The organism is Dactylosporangium aurantiacum, assembly GCF_000716715.1.
Classification (GTDB): domain Bacteria; phylum Actinomycetota; class Actinomycetes; order Mycobacteriales; family Micromonosporaceae; genus Dactylosporangium; species Dactylosporangium aurantiacum.
This window is the reverse complement of the sequence record NZ_JNYJ01000002.1, coordinates 123,396-142,293: the sequence shown is the minus strand read 5'-3', so window position 1 is coordinate 142,293 and position 18,898 is coordinate 123,396. Positions and strand designations below refer to the sequence as shown.

The 18,898-nt window shown below is 74.7% G+C and carries 14 protein-coding genes; 7 read left to right on the top strand and 7 right to left on the bottom strand.

Annotated elements, in window-relative coordinates; translation table 11 throughout:
- Positions 1-18: 18 nt before the first annotated feature.
- The 3 genes from OP18_RS02975 to OP18_RS02965 all read right to left on the bottom strand — a co-directional run bounded on the left by OP18_RS02975 (position 19) and on the right by OP18_RS02965 (position 5,043).
- Complete coding sequence (locus tag OP18_RS02975; protein ID WP_033357246.1) at positions 19-1,629, bottom strand: glycoside hydrolase family 10-like protein; 1,611 nt, start codon at positions 1,627-1,629, stop codon at positions 19-21.
- A 79-nt stretch (positions 1,630-1,708) separates the two neighbouring features.
- Positions 1,709-3,028 (bottom strand): C39 family peptidase, encoded by a 1,320-nt coding sequence (locus OP18_RS02970; RefSeq protein ID WP_033357120.1) that lies wholly within the window; start codon positions 3,026-3,028, stop codon positions 1,709-1,711.
- Positions 3,025-5,043, bottom strand: coding sequence for an N-acetylmuramoyl-L-alanine amidase (locus OP18_RS02965; RefSeq protein WP_052386134.1), 2,019 nt, complete (start codon positions 5,041-5,043; stop codon positions 3,025-3,027). Before OP18_RS02965 ends, OP18_RS02970 begins: the two co-directional genes overlap by 4 nt.
- Before the next feature lie 293 nt (positions 5,044-5,336).
- Here OP18_RS02965 and OP18_RS02960 point away from each other — a divergent pair, with 293 nt between their 5' ends.
- The 6 genes from OP18_RS02960 to OP18_RS02935 all read left to right on the top strand — a co-directional run bounded on the left by OP18_RS02960 (position 5,337) and on the right by OP18_RS02935 (position 12,137).
- Complete coding sequence (locus OP18_RS02960; protein ID WP_033357119.1) at positions 5,337-6,350, top strand: ABC transporter permease; 1,014 nt, start codon at positions 5,337-5,339, stop codon at positions 6,348-6,350.
- A 6-nt stretch (positions 6,351-6,356) separates the two neighbouring features.
- The gene (locus tag OP18_RS02955; RefSeq protein WP_033357118.1) at positions 6,357-7,343 is read left to right on the top strand and encodes an ABC transporter permease; all 987 of its coding nucleotides are present in this window, start codon (positions 6,357-6,359) and stop codon (positions 7,341-7,343) included.
- Between the two features lie 25 nt (positions 7,344-7,368).
- Positions 7,369-9,117 (top strand): ABC transporter substrate-binding protein, encoded by a 1,749-nt coding sequence (locus OP18_RS02950; protein WP_033357117.1) that lies wholly within the window; start codon positions 7,369-7,371, stop codon positions 9,115-9,117.
- 5 nt (positions 9,118-9,122) lie between these two features.
- The gene (locus tag OP18_RS02945; RefSeq protein WP_052386184.1) at positions 9,123-9,932 is read left to right on the top strand and encodes a serine hydrolase; all 810 of its coding nucleotides are present in this window, start codon (positions 9,123-9,125) and stop codon (positions 9,930-9,932) included.
- A gap of 97 nt (positions 9,933-10,029) precedes the next feature.
- Complete coding sequence (locus tag OP18_RS02940; RefSeq protein ID WP_033357116.1) at positions 10,030-11,100, top strand: mandelate racemase/muconate lactonizing enzyme family protein; 1,071 nt, start codon at positions 10,030-10,032, stop codon at positions 11,098-11,100.
- On the top strand, positions 11,097-12,137 hold the full coding sequence (locus OP18_RS02935; RefSeq protein WP_245635233.1) for a C40 family peptidase: 1,041 nt from the start codon (positions 11,097-11,099) through the stop codon (positions 12,135-12,137). The genes OP18_RS02940 and OP18_RS02935 overlap by 4 nt, the downstream gene beginning before the upstream one ends.
- Before the next feature lie 14 nt (positions 12,138-12,151).
- Here OP18_RS02935 and OP18_RS02930 read toward each other — a convergent pair whose 3' ends face one another.
- The gene (locus OP18_RS02930) at positions 12,152-14,947 is read right to left on the bottom strand and encodes an FAD-binding and (Fe-S)-binding domain-containing protein (protein ID WP_245635232.1); all 2,796 of its coding nucleotides are present in this window, start codon (positions 14,945-14,947) and stop codon (positions 12,152-12,154) included.
- Positions 14,948-14,963: 16 nt separating this feature from the next.
- Between OP18_RS02930 and OP18_RS02925 the strand changes: the two genes are divergently transcribed.
- On the top strand, positions 14,964-15,623 hold the full coding sequence (locus OP18_RS02925) for a GntR family transcriptional regulator (RefSeq protein ID WP_052386133.1): 660 nt from the start codon (positions 14,964-14,966) through the stop codon (positions 15,621-15,623).
- A gap of 371 nt (positions 15,624-15,994) precedes the next feature.
- Here OP18_RS02925 and OP18_RS02920 read toward each other — a convergent pair whose 3' ends face one another.
- From OP18_RS02920 to OP18_RS54355, 3 genes are all read right to left on the bottom strand, one after another.
- Positions 15,995-16,984 carry an NAD-dependent epimerase/dehydratase family protein gene (locus tag OP18_RS02920; RefSeq protein ID WP_033357114.1) on the bottom strand — a complete coding sequence of 330 codons (990 nt, stop codon included), beginning with the start codon at positions 16,982-16,984 and terminating at the stop codon, positions 15,995-15,997.
- Positions 16,981-17,907 (bottom strand): putative sugar O-methyltransferase, encoded by a 927-nt coding sequence (locus OP18_RS02915; protein ID WP_033357113.1) that lies wholly within the window; start codon positions 17,905-17,907, stop codon positions 16,981-16,983. The genes OP18_RS02920 and OP18_RS02915 overlap by 4 nt, the downstream gene beginning before the upstream one ends.
- 123 nt (positions 17,908-18,030) lie before the next feature.
- Complete coding sequence (locus tag OP18_RS54355) at positions 18,031-18,807, bottom strand: AfsR/SARP family transcriptional regulator (RefSeq protein ID WP_033357112.1); 777 nt, start codon at positions 18,805-18,807, stop codon at positions 18,031-18,033.
- Between the last annotated feature and the right edge of the window lie 91 nt (positions 18,808-18,898).

Sequence of the window (18,898 nt, the reverse complement as noted above, 5' to 3'; positions counted from 1 at the left end):
GCCGCGGCGGGTCCCGCCTCAGACCCAGCGGGGCGGGCTGGCGGCGCTCTCGTGCCAGCGGCGGTCGAGGGCGGTGACCACGTACGTGTAGCGGCGGCCCGGTTCGGCGGTCGGGTCGGTGTACGTGGTGCCGCGCACCGTCGCCATGAGGTGCGCGGCGTCGGCGAGGTCGCAGGCGCCCGGCACGGTGGTGCCGTCGAAGCGGTACACGCCGTACGAGGTGACCTCACCGAACGGGCCGGTGCCGGACGCCGTCGGATGCCACCCCAGCTGCACGCCGGTGTCGGTGCGCCGGGCCGTGGTGAGCACCGGGAACAGCAGCGGGCGCGCCGGGCCCCAGGCGGGCGGGAACGCGGGCCGGCTGCGGTGCTCGGCGGTGAGGACCGTCTCCGCGCCGAGGCGGTCCGCGCGGACCTGCACCGCGCTGAAGTGCACGTCGCCGAGGACCTGCGGGTACTGCCGGTTGAACGTCAGGTGGTCGGTCAGCTCGCGCGGGTCGAACCAGTCGGCGGGCTGGCCGGCGGCGGCAACCTTGTAGTCGGCCTGGCCGATGTAGAGCTGGACGTCGGTGCCGGCCACGACGTCGGCCCACCACGGCACGAGCTTGGCGTAGTCGGCGACGGCGAAGCCGATGTGCCAGTACACCTGCGGCACGATGTAGTCGATCCAGCCCTCCTTCACCCACTTGCGGGTGTCGGCGAAGTTGGCGTCGTAGGACTGGGTGCCGTTGGTGTCGGAGCCGAGCGGGTCCGCGGCCTTGTTGCGCCAGATGCCGAACGGGCTGACCCCGAAGCGGACCCACGGCTTGGCGGCGTGGATGCGGCCGTCCAGCTCCTGGATGAGCAGGTCGATGTTGTTGCGCCGCCAGTCGGCCTTGGTGGCGAAGCCGGCGCCGTACTCGGCGAACGTGGCGTCGTCGCCGAAGTCCTGGCCGGCCGCCGGGTACGGGTAGAAGTAGTCGTCGAAGTGGACGCCGTCGATGTCGTACCGGGTGACGGCGTCCATCACGGCGTCCTGCACCCAGGCGCGGGCGGCGGGGATGCCGGGGTTGAGGTAGAGCCGGCCGGCGGCGTTGCCGACCGGGTAGGGCACCGCCCACTCGGGGTGCGTGCGCAGCGGGCTGTTCGCGGGCAGCTTCGCCACGTCGGTGCCGGCGCCGCCGGGTGCGGGCATGCTCGCCCGGTACGGGTTGAACCAGGCGTGGAACTCGAGGTTCTCCTCGTGGGCCCGGCGCACCAGGTAGTCCAGCGGGTCCCAGCCGGGGTCCTGGCCGGCGACGCCGGTGAGGTACTGCGACCACGGCTCCAGCGGCGAGGGCCAGAACGCGTCGGCGTGCGGGCGGACCTGCACGATGACGGCGTTGTAGTTGAGCCGCCGGGCGAGGGCGAGCCAGCCGTCGTACTCGGCCTTGACCTCGGCCTCGCTCCTGCCGGGGGCGCTGGGCCAGTCGATGTTGACGACGCTGGCGATCCACATGGCGCGCAGCTGGTGCTTCGGGGTGGCCGGGTCGGTGACGCAGGTGGCCGGGGCGACGGCGGTGGTGGTCGCGCCCGCCGGCGCGGGATGCGCCGCGAGGGCCAGCAGCGTGGCCGCGGCCGCGGCGGCGGCGAGCGTGGATCGGACTGACATGTGCACCTTCATCCGCGACGGTGGACGGTGGGCGGTGTCCCGGGGTTCGGCCGGGCCGGTGGCGGGGTTCGCCGGGGTTTCACCAGTTGTCGGAGCCGGGCACCCGCGGCCAGCGGGTGCCGGCGGGGGCGATCAGGTAGGCGATGCCGCCGCTGCCGGAGGCGACGGTGCCGTTCGCGCGGTGCCGCTTGGTGCGCAGCCACACCTGCTCGAACTCGGCACGGCGGTACACGTTGCGGACCGCGTCGTTCGACGAGGACGCCGGGTCGTTGACGATCACGTCACCGGTGGCGGTGAAGCCGACGATGACGAACAGGTGCCCGGACGTCGAGTAGTTCGCCCCGGTCAGCTCGCTGGCGAGGAACGACTGCGAGGTGATCACCGGGATGCCGGCGGCGATGAACCGTTCGGCCTCGTCGAGGGAGTGCAGCCGGGTCACGATGCCGGTGAGGCCGTAGGTCGCGGCGTACGCGGTGTTGAACGGCCAGTTGCCGGCGCCCTCGTACGTGGCGTCGTAGGTGCTGCGGGCGGCGTGGTCGACCTGCGGGTCGGCGTAGGACGGGTCGACCCAGGCGAGGTCCTCGGCGCTCGGGCGGTGGCCCCAGTACTCGACGACCATCTCCGTCGACGTCGGCGAGCACCACGCCTCACCGCCGCCGTCGTACTGCGGGTACTCGCCCTCGTGGATGTTCTGCGAGTAGCGCGGCACGGCCAGCTCCCGGCCCCAGGCGATGTGCCCGGCGCTGGCCGGCACGGTGAACCGGTCCGGCACGTTGGACGCCATCGCGCCGACCTGCCGGACGCGGGGCGCCGCGGTGGAGCCGGGCGTGCGGTACAGGGTGACCCGCAGCCGGTAGGAGGCCAGCAGCACCCCGGCCGCGGCGTCGTCGACGGCGAACGTGTCGGTCCAGATCGACGACACGCCGTCGCCCTGCCCGTCCACGGAGGCCCGCCGGATGTCCTGGTCGCCGGCGGCCCAGCGGCCCATCACGTAGCGCGGGGTGGCCCGGCCGTCGGTGTACGTGCCCTCCAGGTCGACCTGCAGCCAGGTGCCGGCCGGGGTGTCGGCGTTCCACGACGCGACGAGCTCGCTGGCGCCGAAGCCGATGTGGTGCACCGGCGAGGTCCAGGTCGCGTACTCCCAGGTGCGGGTCGTGCCGGTGTGCGGGTCGGTGTACTCGGTGGTGCCGGCGGCCCGGCCGATCGTCAGGTACGGCGAACGCCCCGGCACGGCCCGGGTGCCGTCGGCGGTGCCGCTGCGCCACTGCGGGTAGGACCGCCACGCGTGGAAGGCGATCTGCTCGTCGTGCGTGACCGTCCCCGGGTGCGCCGCCGCGGCGGCGGGTGCCGGTGTCACCAGTGCCAGGACGAGGGCGGCGGTGGTGGCGGCGCGTCTCATGACCCCTCCGGTGGCGTGGGCAGGAACGACGGCAGGATCTGCACGTCGTCGAGGTTGACGAACATGACCCGGTGGCCGAACTGGACCTGCGCGTAGCGGGTCTGGCCGCGGATGACGGTCCAGTCGCCGGGGCCGGTGCCGGCGAAGGTGGTGGCCCGGTAGTACTCGCCGGGCACGATGCCGCCGAGGGTGTACCGCTGCCCGGCCGCGAACGTGTACTGCAGCGGGGTGACCGCCTGGACCGGCACGCCCGGCGGGTACGCGGCCGCCTCCGGGTAGGCCCGCCCGTAGACGGGGACGCTGGCGCGGCCGGGTTTCGGGGTGACGACGAGCCCGGTCGACCACTTCGCCGCCGGCTGCCCGGGCGGGTTGTGGAACCAGCCGCGCTGCCCGAGGTACCAGATCGCGGTCCAGTCGCCCTGCCGGCCGGCGACGGCGTACGTCTGCCCGGCGGCGGCGCGGGCGCCGTGGTCGGCGATCTGCATCGTGGCCGGTTCGCCGCCCGGGTGCAGGCCGGGGTCGGTGAGCAGCGGCGCGTCGGCGGACGGCGCGGTGCGCAGCAGCACCGTCGAGGCGCCGTGCGGCGGGCACGGGGTGTCCGGCGTGCCGGTGCAGCCGGTGAACGGCAGCCGGTTGCCGTCGTAGCCGGGGTCGATCGTGACGAGCCCGGTCCGCGGGGTGCCGAGGGTGACGAACGGCGCGTGCAGCAGGTCGAAGTAGTGGTCCCAGTCCCAGTACGGGCCCGGGTCCCAGTGCATGCCCCTCACCGTGGACGGCACGGTGCCGGGGACGTTGTCGTGGCCGAGGACGTGCTGCCGGTCCAGCGGGATCGCCAGGCGCAGCGCCAGGTACCGCACCAGTTTCGCGGAGGCGCGGTACATCGCCTCGGTGTACCAGGCGCCCTGCTGCGCGGCGTACCCCTCGTGCTCCAGGCCGACGGACTTGGCGTTGACGTACCAGTTGCCGGCGTGCCAGGCGACGTCCTTGGTCCGCACGTGCTGGGCGACGTGGCCGTCGGCGGAGCGCAGCGTGTAGTGCCAGCTGACGTACGTCGGGTCCTGCACCAGGTCCAGGGTGGTGGCGTAGCTCGCCTCGGTGTCGTGGATGACGATGTACTCGATGCGCTGGCGCTGCGGCCGTTCGCTGAGGTCGTGGTTGCCGTAGTCGCCGGCGCCGGGGCCGGTCTGCTCGTAGGGTGCCGGGATCCACTCGCAGGACAGGTCCGCGGGGCACTCCAGGCCGTCGGGGCGCGGTGCGGTGGGGCGCAGCCCGAGCCGGTCCAGCCAGCTCGTGACCGGCCGCAGGCCGGGCTGCGCGGGCAGGGTCAGCGGGTGCCCGTCGTCGGTGGTGCGGGCCGCGCCGTCGCGCAGCGTCGCGTACACCTCGTCGGCGAACGCGGCCGCGGCGCCGGTGGTGTCGGCGCCGCTGTACCGGGCGACCGCGCCGTACCAGGCGGCGGGGTCGCTGCCGGCGCCGGCCGGGCCGCCCGCGGCACGCTGGTAGGCGGCGAGCAGCGCGGCGCCGCCGTGGATGTTGGCGGCCGGGTCGGTGCGCAGGACGTCGGCGGCGGTACCGGTGAGCTCGGCGGCGCGCTGGAGCGTCTGCAGCGCCGGCCCGGCGGGCGCCGCGGTCGCGGGCCGGACGGTCCTCGGGGCGCGGGCGTCGTCGCCGCGCGCGTCCTCGCCGTCGGCGTCGCCGCCGCCCGTGTCGCGGGGTGCCGCGGCCGCGGCGAGGGTGGCGGCGTCGGTGAGGTGCATCGGGCCGTAGCCCGCGTCGGTGCTGGGGGCGCCGCCGTTGGTGTCCCACCGGGACTCCAGGTAGGACACGCCGAGCAGGACGCTCTGCGGCACGCCCCAGGTCTGCGCGGCGGCGGCGTAGGCGGCCTGGCGGGCGTCGGGCTCGGCGGCGGCGGCCGGGGCGGCGCCGAGCGCGGTGATCGTGGCGGCGGCGAGCGCGAGGGCCGTCGCGGCGCTGAGGGGGGCGGTCGTGGCGAGGGAGCGGCGTGATCGGCGCATCGAGCCTCCTGACTGCGGGTGGCTCGGCACAGCGTGACGCATAGGAATCTTTGACGTCAATCCCTTGCGCAAAGTTGCCTCGGCTTGTGGGTAACCTACAGGATCTGCGCCCGATTCAGGGGGCTTCGTCGGCATTTGCGCAGGGAGCAGTCGCACCGGGGGACGCTCGCAGGCTTTGCAGAGTCGTTACCACCGACCGGTGACGGCGCGGGTTTCGTAGATTACCTTCACCCTAACGTCGTCCTGCGGCGGTTATCTACAGTCGTTGCCTTCGATCAAGGAGGACGGCGCCGATGAGTGTCGTGCCATTGGACGTCAGTCGGGAGGGCCGGACCGGCCCGCCCGCCGAGGACGGGGGGCCGGGCGGGCCGATCGCCGCCCGGTCGCCCGGGCAGGCCGTGCGCATGCGGCTGCGCCGGGACCGCACCGCCCTGGCCAGCGGTGTCGTGTCGGCGCTGCTCATCGTCGTCGCGCTGACCGCGCCGCTGATCGAGGCGGCGTACGGCACCGGCCCGCAGGACACGTTCAAGGACGACCTGGACCGCTACGGCATGCCGTACGGGGTGGCCGGCGGGGTCTCGGCGCAGCACTGGTTCGGCATCGAGCCCGGCCTCGGCCGCGACGTGTTCATCCAGATGGTCTACGGGATGCGCACCTCGCTCGGCATCGCGTTCGCCGCGGCGGTGACCACCACCGTCCTCGGCGTGCTCACCGGCATCGTCTCGGGCTACCTGGGCGGCTGGGCGGACGCCGTCATCAACTGGATCACCGACGTGGCCCTGGCACTGCCCTTCCTCATCTTCACCCTCGCCCTGATCCGCCCCCTGGAGCTGGCCTTCTACGGCCCGCGGGAGGCGGTGCCGGGCTGGTTCCGGGTGGCCGTGCTCATCGGGCTGTTCGCGCTGTTCGGCTGGACCGCCACCGCGCGGCTGGTCCGCGGGCAGGTGCTGTCGCTGCGGGAGCGCGAGTTCGTCGACGCGGCCCGCGCCACCGGCGCCCGCACCTCACGGATCCTGTTCCGGGAGCTGCTGCCGAACCTGTGGGCGCCGATCATCGTCGTGTTCTCGCTGTCGATCCCGGCGTACATCACCAGCGAGGCGGCGCTGAGCTTCCTCGGCATCGGCATGCTGGAGCCGACCCCGGACTTCGGCCGCATGATCTTCCGCAGCCTGAACTACCTGCAGACCGACCCGGCCTACGTGTGCTTCCCCGGCGTCACGATCTTCGTGCTGGTGCTCGCGTTCAACCTGTTCGGCGACGCGGTCCGCGACGCGCTGGACCCCCGCTCGGCCCGGCCGGCCCGGTAGCGCGCCGTGCTCGCCTTCCTGATCCGCCGGATCCTGCTGGCCGTGCTGACCCTGTTCGCGGTGAGCGTGCTGACGTTCCTGATGTTCTTCGCCCTGCCCCGCGACCCGGCGACCGCGATGTGCCCGAAGAACTGCGACGCGGCCCGCCTCGAGCGGGTCCGCGACGAGCTCGGCCTCAACGACCCCAAGCACGTGCAGTACCTGCACTACGTGCGGGGCATCTTCGCCGGCCGGGACCTCGGCGCGGCCCAGGGCGGGCACTGCGACGCGCCCTGCCTGGGCTGGTCCTACGTCAACGGCGAGCCGGTCACCGCCACCTTCGCCCGGGTCGTGCCGGTGACGCTGAGCATCGTGGTGCCCGCCTCGATCCTGTGGCTCGCCGTCGGCATCGGCCTGGGCATGCTGTCCGCGCTGCGGCTCGGCACCGTCTTCGACCGCCTCGCGATCGGCGCCTCGCTGACCGGGGCGTCGCTGCAGCTGTACTTCGTCGGCGGGGTGCTGCTGCTCGTCTTCGTCTACACGCTGAAGGTGCTGCCGTACCCGCGGTACACCTCGATCCTGGACAACCCGTGGGACTGGGCGACGGCGCTGATCCTGCCGTGGTGCGCCCTCGCCGTGCTGTTCAGCGCCGTCTACGCCCGGCTGTCCCGGGCGCAGATGCTCGAGACGCTGTCGGAGGACTTCGTGCGCACCGCGCAGGCGAAGGGGCTGCCGTACCGCACCGTCGTGCGCCGGCACGCGCTGCGCGCCGCGCTGACGCCGCTGGTCACGACCGCCGGCATCGACGTCGGCGCCGCCCTCGGCGGCACCGTCATCACCGAGACCACGTTCGGGCTGCGCGGCCTCGGCCGGACCGCGATCGACGCGGTCAAGGACGGCGACCTGCCCACGATCATGGGCACCGTCCTGCTCGCGGCCGCGTTCATCGTCGCGGCCAACCTCGTCGTCGACGTGCTCTACACCCTCATCGACCCGCGTGTCCGGTTGCGATGACGACCCACCACCCCCGGAGGACCACATGAGATACCGGCCCGTGACCGCGCTGGTGCTGCTGACGCTCGTCGCCGGCCTCGGCGCGTGCAGCAACAACAAGCGCACCGACGACGACGCCGCACCCGACGCCGGCCGGCAGGCCAGCGGCTCGATCGCGACCGACCCGAAGGACTCCCGCGGCCCCGCCGCCGAGGTCCCCGGCGCGGCGAAGGGCGGCACCGTCACCGTGCTGCGCCAGAGCAAGGTCTCCCACCTCGACCCGCAGCGCGTGTACTCGTTCGTCGGGCTCACCGCGTCGCAGCTGTACGCGCGGCGGCTCACCACGTACAAGGACGACGGCAAGGGCAAGGTGGTCCTCGTCGGCGACCTGGCCGAGACGCCCGGCACCGACGTGACGAAGGACTGCAAGACCTGGGAGTTCAAGATCAAGGAGGGGGTGAAGTTCGAGGACGGCAGCGCGGTCACGTCCAAGGAGATCGCCTACGGCATCGCCCGCTCGTTCGACCTCGCGCTCACCGGCGGCCCCACCTACCTGCAGGAGTGGCTCGCCGACACGCCCCAGTTCGACACGAAGTTCAACTTCACCGCCGACAAGACCGCGCTGCCGCCGGGGCTGAGCACGCCCGACCCGCGCACGCTGCGCTTCACGTTCGCCAAGGCGCACTGCGACCTGCCGTTCGCGGTGTCGCTGCCGGCGACCGCGCCCGTGCCGCCGGCGAAGGACACCGGCACCGACTACGACAAGGCGCCGGTCTCCTCCGGCCCGTACCGGCTGGCGAAGAACGAGGCCGGCACCCGGCTCACGTTCGAGCGCAACCCGCACTGGGACCCGGCCACCGACCCGATGCGCCACCAGTACCCGGACACGTTCGTCTACGAGTTCGGCGCCAACCCCGTCACCCAGACCAACCGGATCATCGCCGACAGCGGCGCCGACGCGTCCGCCGTGTCGTTCAACGGCGTCGACTCCTCCCTGGTGTCCAAGGTGGTCGGTGACCCGGCGCTGAAGTCGCGCACGCTGCAGGAGCCGACGCCCAGCGAGTACACCCTCACCATCAACAACAACCGGGTCACCGACCTGAAGGTCCGCCAGGCCCTCAACTACGCCATCGACCGCGACGGCGTGGTCAAGACCCTCGGCGGGGACACCGTCGCCCGCGGCGTCACCACCCTCATGCCGCCGGCCACCCTCGGCTGGAAGAACTACGACGCGTACCCGGCCGGCCGCACCGGCAACCCCGGCAAGGCCCGCGAGCTGCTCGGCGGCGCCACCCCGGAGCTGGTCCTCGGCTTCCCCGACGACGCGCGCAACCAGGAGCTCAGCACCACCCTCAAGAGCAACCTGGAGAAGGCCGGGTTCCGCATCACGCTGAAGCCGATCGCCGCCGACACGTTCCTGGACGAGACCAAGAAGAAGAACAACCCCTGGGACCTGTACATCGGCTCCTGGGGCGCGGACTGGCCCAGCGGCGCCTCGATCCTGCCGGTCCTGTACGACGGGCGGGCCATCAAGGACGGTGGCAGCAACAACGGCGCGTCGTACCTGAACGCGCCCGCGCTCAACGCCGAGTTCGACCGGATCCTCGCCATGCCCGTCGCCGACCAGCTCGCCGAGTGGGGCCGCCTCGACGAGAAGATCATGCTGGAGTACGCGCCGGTCGTGCCGCTGTACGTCGACGTCATGTTCACCATCCACGGCTCGAAGGTCGGTGGCATCTTCATCGACTCCATCTGGGGCAGCGTCGCCGTCACGAACGCCTACGTCCGCCCGTGACCCCGCTGTTCTTCGAGCCGCCATCCGTGGCGGCCGTGGCACCCGGCCGGATCTCCGTGGTCCTGGGCCGGCCGGGTGCCCCGCCCACCCGCACCCGGCTGCCGGACGCGCCGCACGCCGCGGCCAGCATGATGAAGCTGGCCGTGCTCGTCGCCCTGTACCGGGCCGCGGACGCCGGCACCGCCGACCTGGACGCGCCGGTGCCGGTGGTGAACGACTTCGCCTCGGCGGCCGGCGGCCGGTACACCGCCGAGCGCGGCTACGACAACGAGCACGCCGTCTGGGACCGCCTCGGCGGCAGCGCCCCGGCCCGCTGGCTGGCCCGCCGGATGATCGTCGGGTCGAGCAACCTCGCCACGAACCTGCTCCTCGGCGTGCTCGGCCTGCCCGCGGTCGCCGAGGCGTGGCGGGCGGCCGGCGCGACCGGCAGCGTCACCGGCCGCGGCATCGGCGACCTGGCCGCCGACGCCGCCGGCATCCGCAACACCGTCACCGCCGCCGACCTCGCCCGGCTCCTCGGCGGCGTCGCCACCGCGACCGTCGCCACCCCCGGCGCGTGCGCCGAGATGCTCGACGTCCTGGCCGCCCAGGAGCACCGGGTCGACCTCGCCGCCGGCGTCCCGGCCGGGACGCCCGTGGCGCACAAGAACGGCTGGATCACCGGCGTGCGGCACAGCGCCGGCGTCGTGCTGCCCGGCGACGCGCCGCCGTACGTCCTGGCCGTGTGCACCACCGGCTGCCCCGACGACGACGGCGCCTGCCGGCTGATCGCCCACGTGTCCCGGCTCGCCTACGCCATGCGGGGGTCGCTGTGATCCGGGCCGTTCGCACTGACGGGCCCGCTGTGATCCGCGCCGTCCGCCCGCACGGGCCCGCTGTGGCCCGCACCGTCCACACGCATCGGGGGTCGCCGTGATCCGGGCCGTTCGCACGCACCGGGTGTCGGCGCCGTTCCACACGCCGTTCGTCACCGCGCTGCGCCGCGCCACCACCGCCGAGTCGCTCATCGTGGAGATCGAGGACGCCGACGGCCGCCGCGGCTACGGCGAGGCACCCCAGGTGTGGCAGGTCACCGGCGGCAGCGTCGCCGGCGCCGAGGCCTGCGTCGAGCAGCTGCTCGGCCCGCTGCTCACCGGCCGCGACGCCGACGACGTGGCCGGCGGCGGCCGCCTCGTGCAGCGGGCCGTGCAGCGCAACGAGGGCGCGAAGGCCGCCGTCGACGTCGCCCTGCACGACCTCGCCGCCCGCCGCGCCGGCGTCCCCCTCGTGCGGTTCCTCGGCGGCGTCGCCACCACCGTGCCCACCGACGTCACCCTCCCCGCCGGCAGCCCCGACGCCCTCGCCGCCGCCGCGCACGACCGGGTCCGGGAAGGCTTCCGGGTGCTGAAGGTCAAGGTCGGCGACGCCGGCACCGACCTGGCCCGGGTCCGCGAGATCCGCGCCCGGGTCGGCCCCGACGTGGTACTGCGCCTCGACGCCAACCAGGGCTGGACCCCGCGGCAGGCGGTCCGCGTCATCCGCGGCATCGAGGACGCCGGCCTCGACGTCGAGCTCGTCGAGCAGCCCGTGCCCCGTCACGACCTCGACGGCCTCGCCTGGGTCAGCGACCGCGTCGGCGTGCCGATCCTCGCCGACGAGGCCGTGTTCGGCGCCCGCGACCTCGTCGAGGTGATCCGCCGCCGGGCCGCCGACCTGGTCAACGTGAAGCTGGCCAAGTGCGGCGGGCTCGGCCCGGCCCGGACCCTGCTGGACCTCGCCGCCGCGCACGACATGGGCACCCTGGTCGGTTCGATGATGGAGACCGAGATCGGGGTCGGCGCCGCCGCCAGCCTCGCCGCCGCCTTCGGCACCAGCGCCGTGTCCGACCTGGACGCCGCCTGGTGGCTCGCGTCCTCCCCGGTGCGCGGCGGCATCCGGTACGCCGGCGCCGAGGTCCACCTGCCCGACGCCCCCGGCCTCGGCGTCACGCTGGACGTCGCATGACCAGCACGGAGCGCAGCGGAGGTGACGTCATGACCCCGGCCGCGGTGCGCGTGCCGGTGGCCACCGTCTGGTCGGCACCGTCCGCCGTGCGGCCCAGCGACGCGGCGGCCGTCCGCGACGACCCGGACGTGGCCGCCTGGATCGCCGCCATGACCCCCGACGAGCAGACCTCCAGCGCCGTGGTCACCCAGCTGCTGCTCGGCGACCCGGTCGTCGTCGACGAGGTCCGCCCCGACGGCTGGGCCAGGGTGGTGGCCCCCGCCCAGGCCGCGCCCACGCTGGACCCGCGGGGCTACCCGGGCTGGATGCGCGCCTCGCACCTGGCCGCACCCGTCCCCGCCGGCCCCGGCCCCCTGGTGGTCGACGCGCTGTCGACCACGCTGGTGGACGCCCCGACCGGCCGTCCCGTGCTGCCCGGCGTGGGCCTCGGCACACTGCTGACCCCGGCCGGCCCGGCACTCGGCCCGGCGCCGGGCGGAGCATCGGACGGCGCGCCGGGCGGGGCATTGCACGGCGCGTCGGGCGGGACGTCAGGCGGGACGCCGGGCAGGGCGTCGGGCGGCGCGCGGGGTGGGTGGCTGCCGGTGCACGTCCCCGGCCGGCCGGAGCCGCTCTGGGCCCGCACCGCCGACCTCGCCCCGGCCCCGTCGGCCCCGCCGACCGGCGCCGAGGCCCTCGCCATGGCCCGCCGCCTCCTGGGCGCCGTCTACGTGTGGGGCGGCCTGTCCACCCTCGGCATCGACTGCTCCGGCCTGGTCCACCTCACATGGCGCCGCCTCGGCGTCCGCCTCCCCCGCGACGCCCACGACCAGGCCGCCGCGGCACCTGCCGTGGCCCCGGGCACGGAACGCCCCGGCGACCTGTACTGCTTCGCCCGCCCCGGCCGCCGCGTCCACCACGTCGCCGTCGTGGTCACCCCACCCGACGGCACCACCCCGCCCCGGATCCTGCACGCCTCCACCGGCGCGCACCGCGTCGTCGAGGAACCCATGCCCCCGGACCGCGCCGCCACCCTCACCGGCGCCCACCGCCCCTGACTGTCGGCCCGGCGTCACCGCGCCGGGGTGGACGGGTCCAGGAGCTGGGCGAGGTGGACGGCGGGGCGGTCGCGCAGGTCGGCGACCTGGGTACGGCAGGAGAAGCCGTCGGCGAGCACGACCGCGTCCGGGGCGGCGTCGAGGGCCGGGAGCAGGTGCTGCCCGGCCACGGCGACGGAGACGTCGTAGTGGCCGATCTCGACGCCGAAGTTGCCGGCCAGGCCGCAGCAGCCGGCGAGGCGCCGGACCTTGGCGCCGGTGGCGGCGAGCAGGTCGGCGTCGGTCTTCCAGCCGAGGACGGCGTGGTGGTGGCAGTGGGGCTGGGCGACGACCTCGACGCCGGACAGGTCCGGTGGGGTCCAGCCGGGGGTGGCGGTGAGCAGCTCGGCGAGGGTGCGCACGGCGCCGGCCACGGCGGCCGCGTCCTCGTCGCCGGGGAGCAGCTCGTGGATGTCGGAGCGCAGGACCGCGGTGCAGGACGGTTCGATGCCGACGATGGGCACGCCGGCGTGGGCATCGGGGGCGAGGGCCGCGACGGTGCGGGACAGGATCGTGCGGGCGCTGTCGAGCTGGCCGGTGGTGATCCAGGTCAGGCCGCAGCACACGGCGGACGACGGGAGGCGGGGCTCGTAGCCGGCGGCGCGCAGCACCCGTACCGTCGCCGCCGCGGCGTCCGGGGAGAACGCGTCGGAGAACGAGTCGGCGAACAGGATCACCGGGGTGCCGCCGGGCTCGGGGCGGAAGGTGCGCCGGAACGGGCGGCGGGCGAACGCGGGCACGGTGCGGCGGCGGTCCACGCCCGCGAGCCAGCGCAGCAGGCGGCCGAGGCCGGGCAGGCGCATGCCGAGGTTCGCCAGGCGCGGGGTCCAGCCGGCCAGGCGCGCCCAGCGGGGCAGCATGCCGAGGGTGTAGTGGGAGCGGGGGCGCAGCCGGCCACGGTACGTCTGGTGCAGCACCTCCGACTTGTAGGTGGCCATGTCGATGCCGGTCGGGCAGTCCGACGCGCAGCCCTTGCAGGACAGGCACAGGTCGAGCGCGTCGTGGACGGCCGGGTCGGACCAGGCGAGCTCGCCGCGCACCACCTCCTGCAGCACCCGGGCGCGGCCCCGGGTGGAGTCCTTCTCCTCCCGGGTCGCCAGGTACGACGGGCACATCACCCCGCCGGCGGCCGAGTTGTCGGCGCGGCACTTGCCGACCCCGGTGCAGCGGTGCACGGCCTGGGCGAGGTCGCCGCCGTCGTGCGGATACGCCATGGCCAGGGCCTTGAGCGGGAACCGGCCGGCCGGGCGGACGTCGGCGTCGACCGGGTCGGGGTCGACGAGCACGCCGGGGTTGAGCAGGTTGCCCGGGTCGAACGCGTGCTTGACCGCGGCGAACAGGGCGATCGCGTCGGCGGAGTACATGTGCGGCAGCAGCTCGGAGCGGGCGCGGCCGTCGCCGTGCTCGCCGGACAGCGAACCGCCGAACTCGCCGACGAGCTTCGCGGCGTCGGTGAGGAAGTCGCGCAGGATCTTCGTGCCGCCCGGCTCGTCGAGGGGGAAGTCGAGGCGCACGTGCATGCAGCCGTCGCCGAAGTGCCCGAAGGGCGCGGACGTCAGCTTGTACGCCGCGACGAGCTCGTCGAAGCGGGCCAGGTACGCCCCCAGTCGCTGCGGCGGGACGGCGGCGTCCTCCCAGCCGGGCCACGCGGGCCGGTCCGACGGGGCCCGCCCGGCGAGCCCGGCGCCGTCCTCGCGGATGCGCCACAGCTGCGCCTGGGTGGCCGGGTCGGTGACGACGAGCGTGGCGTCGCTGATGCCGTCGGCGGCGAGCCGGCGGGCGCGGGCCTCGACCTCGCCGGCGTCGTCCCCGGCGAGCTCGACGAACAGCCACGCGCCGCCGCGCGGCAGCGGCGGCACGGCGGCCGGGCCGCGCCGGGCGAGCAGCACGTCGATGAGGCGGGAGTCGAGGCCCTCGCAGGAGGTCGGGCCGTGCGCGACCACCGCGGGGGCGGCCTCGCCGGCGGCGACGATGTCGCGGAAGCCGAGCACGACGACGACCCGCACGGGGGCGTCGACGACGAGCTTCACGGTGGCCCGGGTGATGACGGCCAGGGTGCCCTCGGAGCCGACGAGGGCCTGGGTGAGGTCGAACCGCTCCGGCAGGAGGTGCTGCACGGCGTACCCGGACACCTGGCGGCCGAACCGGTCGAACTCGGTGCGGGCGGTGGCCAGGTGCCGGCCCACGGCCGCCCGGGCCGCGTCGACGGCGGCCGCCGCCCCGCGCGCGAACGGCACGCGGGCGTCGTAGCCGGTGGCGAGGGTCTCGCCGGCGGCGGTCAGCAGCTCCAGTCCCGCCACGTTGTCGCTGGTGCGCCCATAGGCGAGGGACCGCGACCCGCACGCGTTGTTGCCGATCATCCCGCCGATCGTGCACCGCGGGTGGGTGGACGGGTCGGGACCGAACCGCACGCCGTGCGGGGTGACGGCCTTCTGCAGCACCGCGTGCACGGTCCCGGGCTCCACGACCGCGGTGCGGGCCTCGGGGTCGACGGCGAGCACCCGGTTGAGGTGCCGGGAGAAGTCCAGCACGATGCCCCGGCCGACCGCGTTGCCCGCCACGGACGTGCCGGCGCCGCGGGACGTGACCGGCACCCCGGTCTCGCGGGCCACGGCGAGCGCCGCGGCGACCTCGTCCACGTGCCGGGGCCGCACCACCGCGAGGGGCGGGATGCGGTACAGCGAGGCGTCGGAGGCGTACATGCCGCGCGTGCCGGCGTCGGCCCGGACCTCGAGACCGGCCGCCTCCAGCGCCGCCACCACGTCAGTCATGAGTAACATGTTACTCGTGCCGTCGCTTCGCCTGCCGCAGGAGGCCCCCACCCTCGCCGACGCCGTCGCCCAGGCGGTCCGCGACGGCATCGCCGCCGGCGAGCTGCTGCCGGAGCGGACGTATTCGGTGTACCAGCTCGCCGAGCTGCTCGGCGTCTCCCGCAGCCCGGTCCGCGAGGGCATGCTCCGCCTCGCCGAGGCCGGCCTGGTCGTGATCCAGCGCAACCGCGGCTTCCGCGTCCTGCCGCCGCGCGCCCACGACATCGAGGAGATCATCGAGATCCGGCTGGCCCTGGAGGCGCCGGCCGCCGGGAAGGCCGCGGTCGCCGGCACCGCCGAGCAGCACGCCGCCATCCGGGCCGCCCTGGACACGATGGCCCGGGCCGCCGCCGCCGGCGACGAGGCGGCCTTCTGGCCGGCCGACCGCTCGCTGCACGACCTGCTGCTGCGCACCGCCGGCAACACCCGCGCCGCCGCCATCGTCGCCCAGCTGCGGTCGACGACGGCGCTGCTCGGCCCGCCGACCACCGCCGGCGGCAGGACCCTGCACCAGATCCACGCCGAGCACGAGCCGGTGGTGCGGGCGGTCCTGGCCCGGGACGGCCCGGCCGCGCAGGCCGCGATGCGCACCCACCTCGAGGAGACCGGCCGGCTGCTGATGCTGCGGCTGTGCTAGCTGCCGCGCCTCCGGCGCGGCGGCGGGGGTTCCCACCCGCGGCCCCCATGCTCGCTGCGCTCGCACTCCCCAGGCCGGCTGGACTGGGGAGTGCGGGCGCTGCGCTTCCTAGCTGCGTCGTGGTCGGGCTTCCGTCGAGGGCTGGACGGGGCGGAGCCGTGGTGGTCGTCCTCCCCTGGCGGGGCTGGACTGCGGAGATCGGGCGCTGCGCTTCCTAGCTGCGTCGTGGTCGGGCTTCCGTCGAGGGCTGGACGGGGCGGAGCCGTGGTGGTCGCCCTCCCCTGGCGGGGTCAGGCCGTGCCTCGCCGCACGGTCCCGGTCAGCGGACGGCGAAGGCGACCGTGTCGTGGATCAGCCGGTCGCGCGGGACCTCACCGGCCGGCGGCCACCTGGCGCAGTGCCTCGTCGAGGGGCACCACCGGGGTCCAGCCGGTCACCGCCGTGAAGGCGGTCGCGTCGACGACGACGTCGTGCTGGTCGGTGAGGGTCGCGGTCGGCGGCGGCGGTACGGTGCGCACCGGCACCGGCGGGCCGCCCGTGCGCTCCGCGGCGGCCGCGGCGATGCGGGTGAACAGCTCCCGCAGCGGCACCGGCCGCCCGGTGCCCACCACCCACGACCGGCCCGGCGGGCCCGCGATCAGGCCCGCGGCGGGCCCGGCGGACACACCCGCGACAGCACGGCCCGCGGCGATGAGGGCGGGCGCGTGGTCGGCGGCGGCGACGACGGCCGCGGCGGCGTCGGTGGCGTACAGCAGGTCGCGCAGCACGTCGTGCCACAGGGTGAGCGGCTCGCCGGCGAACGCGCGGCGGAACATCGCGGCCACCATGCCGGGGCCGTCGAGTGCGCCGAAGATCGTCGGCAGGCGCAGCGTGACGCCGTGGACGGTGCCGGCGGCGGTCGCGGCGGCCAGAAGGCCCTGCGCGGCGCACTTCTGGTGGTCGTACGGGGTGCGCGGGTCGTCCGGCTCGGTGCCGTCGATCGGCAGGCGGGCCGGTACCCCGGCCTGCGACGTCGACCCGGTGAACACGACCGTGGGCCGGGTGCCGGCCGACCCGGCGGCCCGGAGCACGCAGTCCAGGACGCCGACGTTGACGTGCGCGTTGCCCTCCGCGTCGCGCCAGCCGCCGCGGTGCGCGACGAGGTGCACGACCAGGTCGGCGCCGGCGACCGCGGCGCGCACGGCGGCCGGGTCGGTGAGGTCGGCGGCGACCGGCTCGACCCGCGCCCGCGCGCCGGCCGGCGGCGGCTGGGGGTTGCGCGCGACGGTGCGCAGGTGCAGCGGCCGGGCGGCGAGCAGCCCGGTGACCGCGGTGCCGATGAGCCCGGACGCGCCGAGCACGACCGCGACCGGCCGGGTCACGACGCCGCCCGGGCGTACAGGGCCTGCCAGTAGAAGCTCCACGGCACGGCCCGCTGCGAGGCCAGGCAGTGCCAGTCGCGGCCGGGCCGGTACGCGGCGAGGAACTTGTGCGACTGGGCCGCCACGACCTCGCTGTCGTGGATGTCGATGACGTCGCGCAGCAGCCCCGACCGCAGCGCGAGCGCGACGGTCTCCTCGCCCTGGGCGTGCCCGTCGAGGCTCTTGTCGAGGTACTTGCCGACCGGGTTGCACACGTACAGGTAGCGGCAGGTCCGGTCGATCAGGTCGAGGTACTGGTGCACGGTCGCGGCGTCCATCTCGGCGAACGAGTCGACGTTGAGGCACAGGTCGAACCGCTGCGCCGCGGTGACCCGGTCGACGTCGTCGATGCGGGTGAACGTGACCTTCGCCAGCTGCTCGGGGGTCAGCACGGCGCCCAGGTACGTCCGGGCCAGGCTGAGGGAGTTGTCGAGGTCGATGATGTGGTACGCCTCGATGTCGGCGTTGGACAGCAGCAGGTGGCAGGTGCGGCCGTAGCCGGCGCCGATCTCCAGCACCCGCGCGCCGTCCAGCGGCAGCTGCCCGGCGATGAAGTCCAGCTCGAAGACGGCCTGCAGGTAGTCCAGGCACATGCGCTCGCCCTGGCAGCGCACCGCGATCGGGTCGCCGACGTCGCGGTTCGCCGTGCGGCGCAGCCGGTCCAGGTTCTGCGCCGACAGGTTCATGCCGAGGTGGTGGATGAGGGTCTTGAGGTACCGCACGCCGTTGACCCGCGGGTCCCACAGGGCGAGCTTGAAGTTGACCTCGTTCGCCTTGAACCCGGCGAGGGTGCTCACCGCGTCGGCGGTGATCTGGGTGCGGTTGATCCGTTCCCACTGGGCGCTGCGCCCGTACTTCGCCGGGCCGTCGAGCGACGACTGCATCTGCCAACCCCTTCCAGCACGCTGCCCGGGACCGTGGCCGGTCCGGTGCCGCACACTGTCGCTCCCGCCGGTCGACGGGCTGTCCAGCGGCGGTCGACCACGGCGCCCGCGCCGCGCCGCGGCTCAGGCGAGGCGGGCGTGCCGCCGCACGTTGCCGACGAGCACGTCACGCTGCAGCTCCCGCAGGGTGATCGAGGGCTGGATGCCGAGCTCCTCGTCGAGGGTGCGCTGCAGCCCGCGGTACGTGTCCAGCGCGTCGGCGCGCCGGCCCGCCTCGTGCAGCGCGATCATCAGCTGCTCGTGGATCCACTCGTCGAGCGGGTTCTCCTGGGCTGCCGAGCGCAGCTCCGGGATGAGCGCCCGGTGGTTGCCGAGCTGGGCGTCGGCGAGGATCCGCAGCCGCAGCGCCCGGGTGCGGGCCTCGGTCAGGTGGGTCAGGTGCGGGGTCAGCACCGGGCCGCCCGGCACGTCGGCGAGCACCGGCCCGCGCCACAGGCTCAACGCCTCCCGCAGCCGCCGCGCCGCCTGCTCGGCGTGGCCGGCGGCGAGCAGCGCCTGACCCTCGTCGCTGAGCTTCTCGAACCGGAAGGCGTCGATCTCGTCGGTGTCGACGCGCAGCACATAGCCGGGCGGGCGGGTCTCGATCAGCTCGCCCGAGCCGAGATCTCGAAAATGCCGGTGGAACTTCTTGCGAAGCTGGTAAACGTAGGTCTGTGCCGTTGTCACCGCGCTTCGCGGCGGATTCTCACCCCACAGCTCATCGATGATCGCGGCGCGGTCAACCACCTGATTCGCGCGGAGCAGGAACAGTCCGAGAGTCCATCTGACTTTGTGCGCGGTCGGTGTCTCAAATTGACCGTTGATGATGACTTCCAATGGCCCAAGCACCCGAAAAATCATGCGGATATTGTGCCCAGCCGATAACGCACAGCATAAGGGAGGGCTACGCAAGCCACAGTGCCGGTGGGCCGCGGGGTGCAGCGTCGTGTAC

What these genes read in the sequence shown, in the direction of transcription:
- OP18_RS02960 (WP_033357119.1), top strand. Translation starts at nt 5,337, where the DNA reads ATGAGTGTCGTGCCATTGGACGTCAGTCGGGAGGGCCGGACCGGCCCG.
- OP18_RS02935 (WP_245635233.1), top strand. Translation starts at nt 11,097, where the DNA reads ATGACCAGCACGGAGCGCAGCGGAGGTGACGTCATGACCCCGGCCGCG.
- OP18_RS02950 (WP_033357117.1), top strand. Translation starts at nt 7,369, where the DNA reads ATGAGATACCGGCCCGTGACCGCGCTGGTGCTGCTGACGCTCGTCGCC.
- OP18_RS54355 (WP_033357112.1), bottom strand. Translation starts at nt 18,807, where the DNA reads ATGATTTTTCGGGTGCTTGGGCCATTGGAAGTCATCATCAACGGTCAA.
- OP18_RS02915 (WP_033357113.1), bottom strand. Translation starts at nt 17,907, where the DNA reads ATGCAGTCGTCGCTCGACGGCCCGGCGAAGTACGGGCGCAGCGCCCAG.
- OP18_RS02930 (WP_245635232.1), bottom strand. Translation starts at nt 14,947, where the DNA reads ATGACTGACGTGGTGGCGGCGCTGGAGGCGGCCGGTCTCGAGGTCCGG.
- OP18_RS02975 (WP_033357246.1), bottom strand. Translation starts at nt 1,629, where the DNA reads ATGTCAGTCCGATCCACGCTCGCCGCCGCCGCGGCCGCGGCCACGCTG.
- OP18_RS02970 (WP_033357120.1), bottom strand. Translation starts at nt 3,028, where the DNA reads ATGAGACGCGCCGCCACCACCGCCGCCCTCGTCCTGGCACTGGTGACA.
- OP18_RS02965 (WP_052386134.1), bottom strand. Translation starts at nt 5,043, where the DNA reads ATGCGCCGATCACGCCGCTCCCTCGCCACGACCGCCCCCCTCAGCGCC.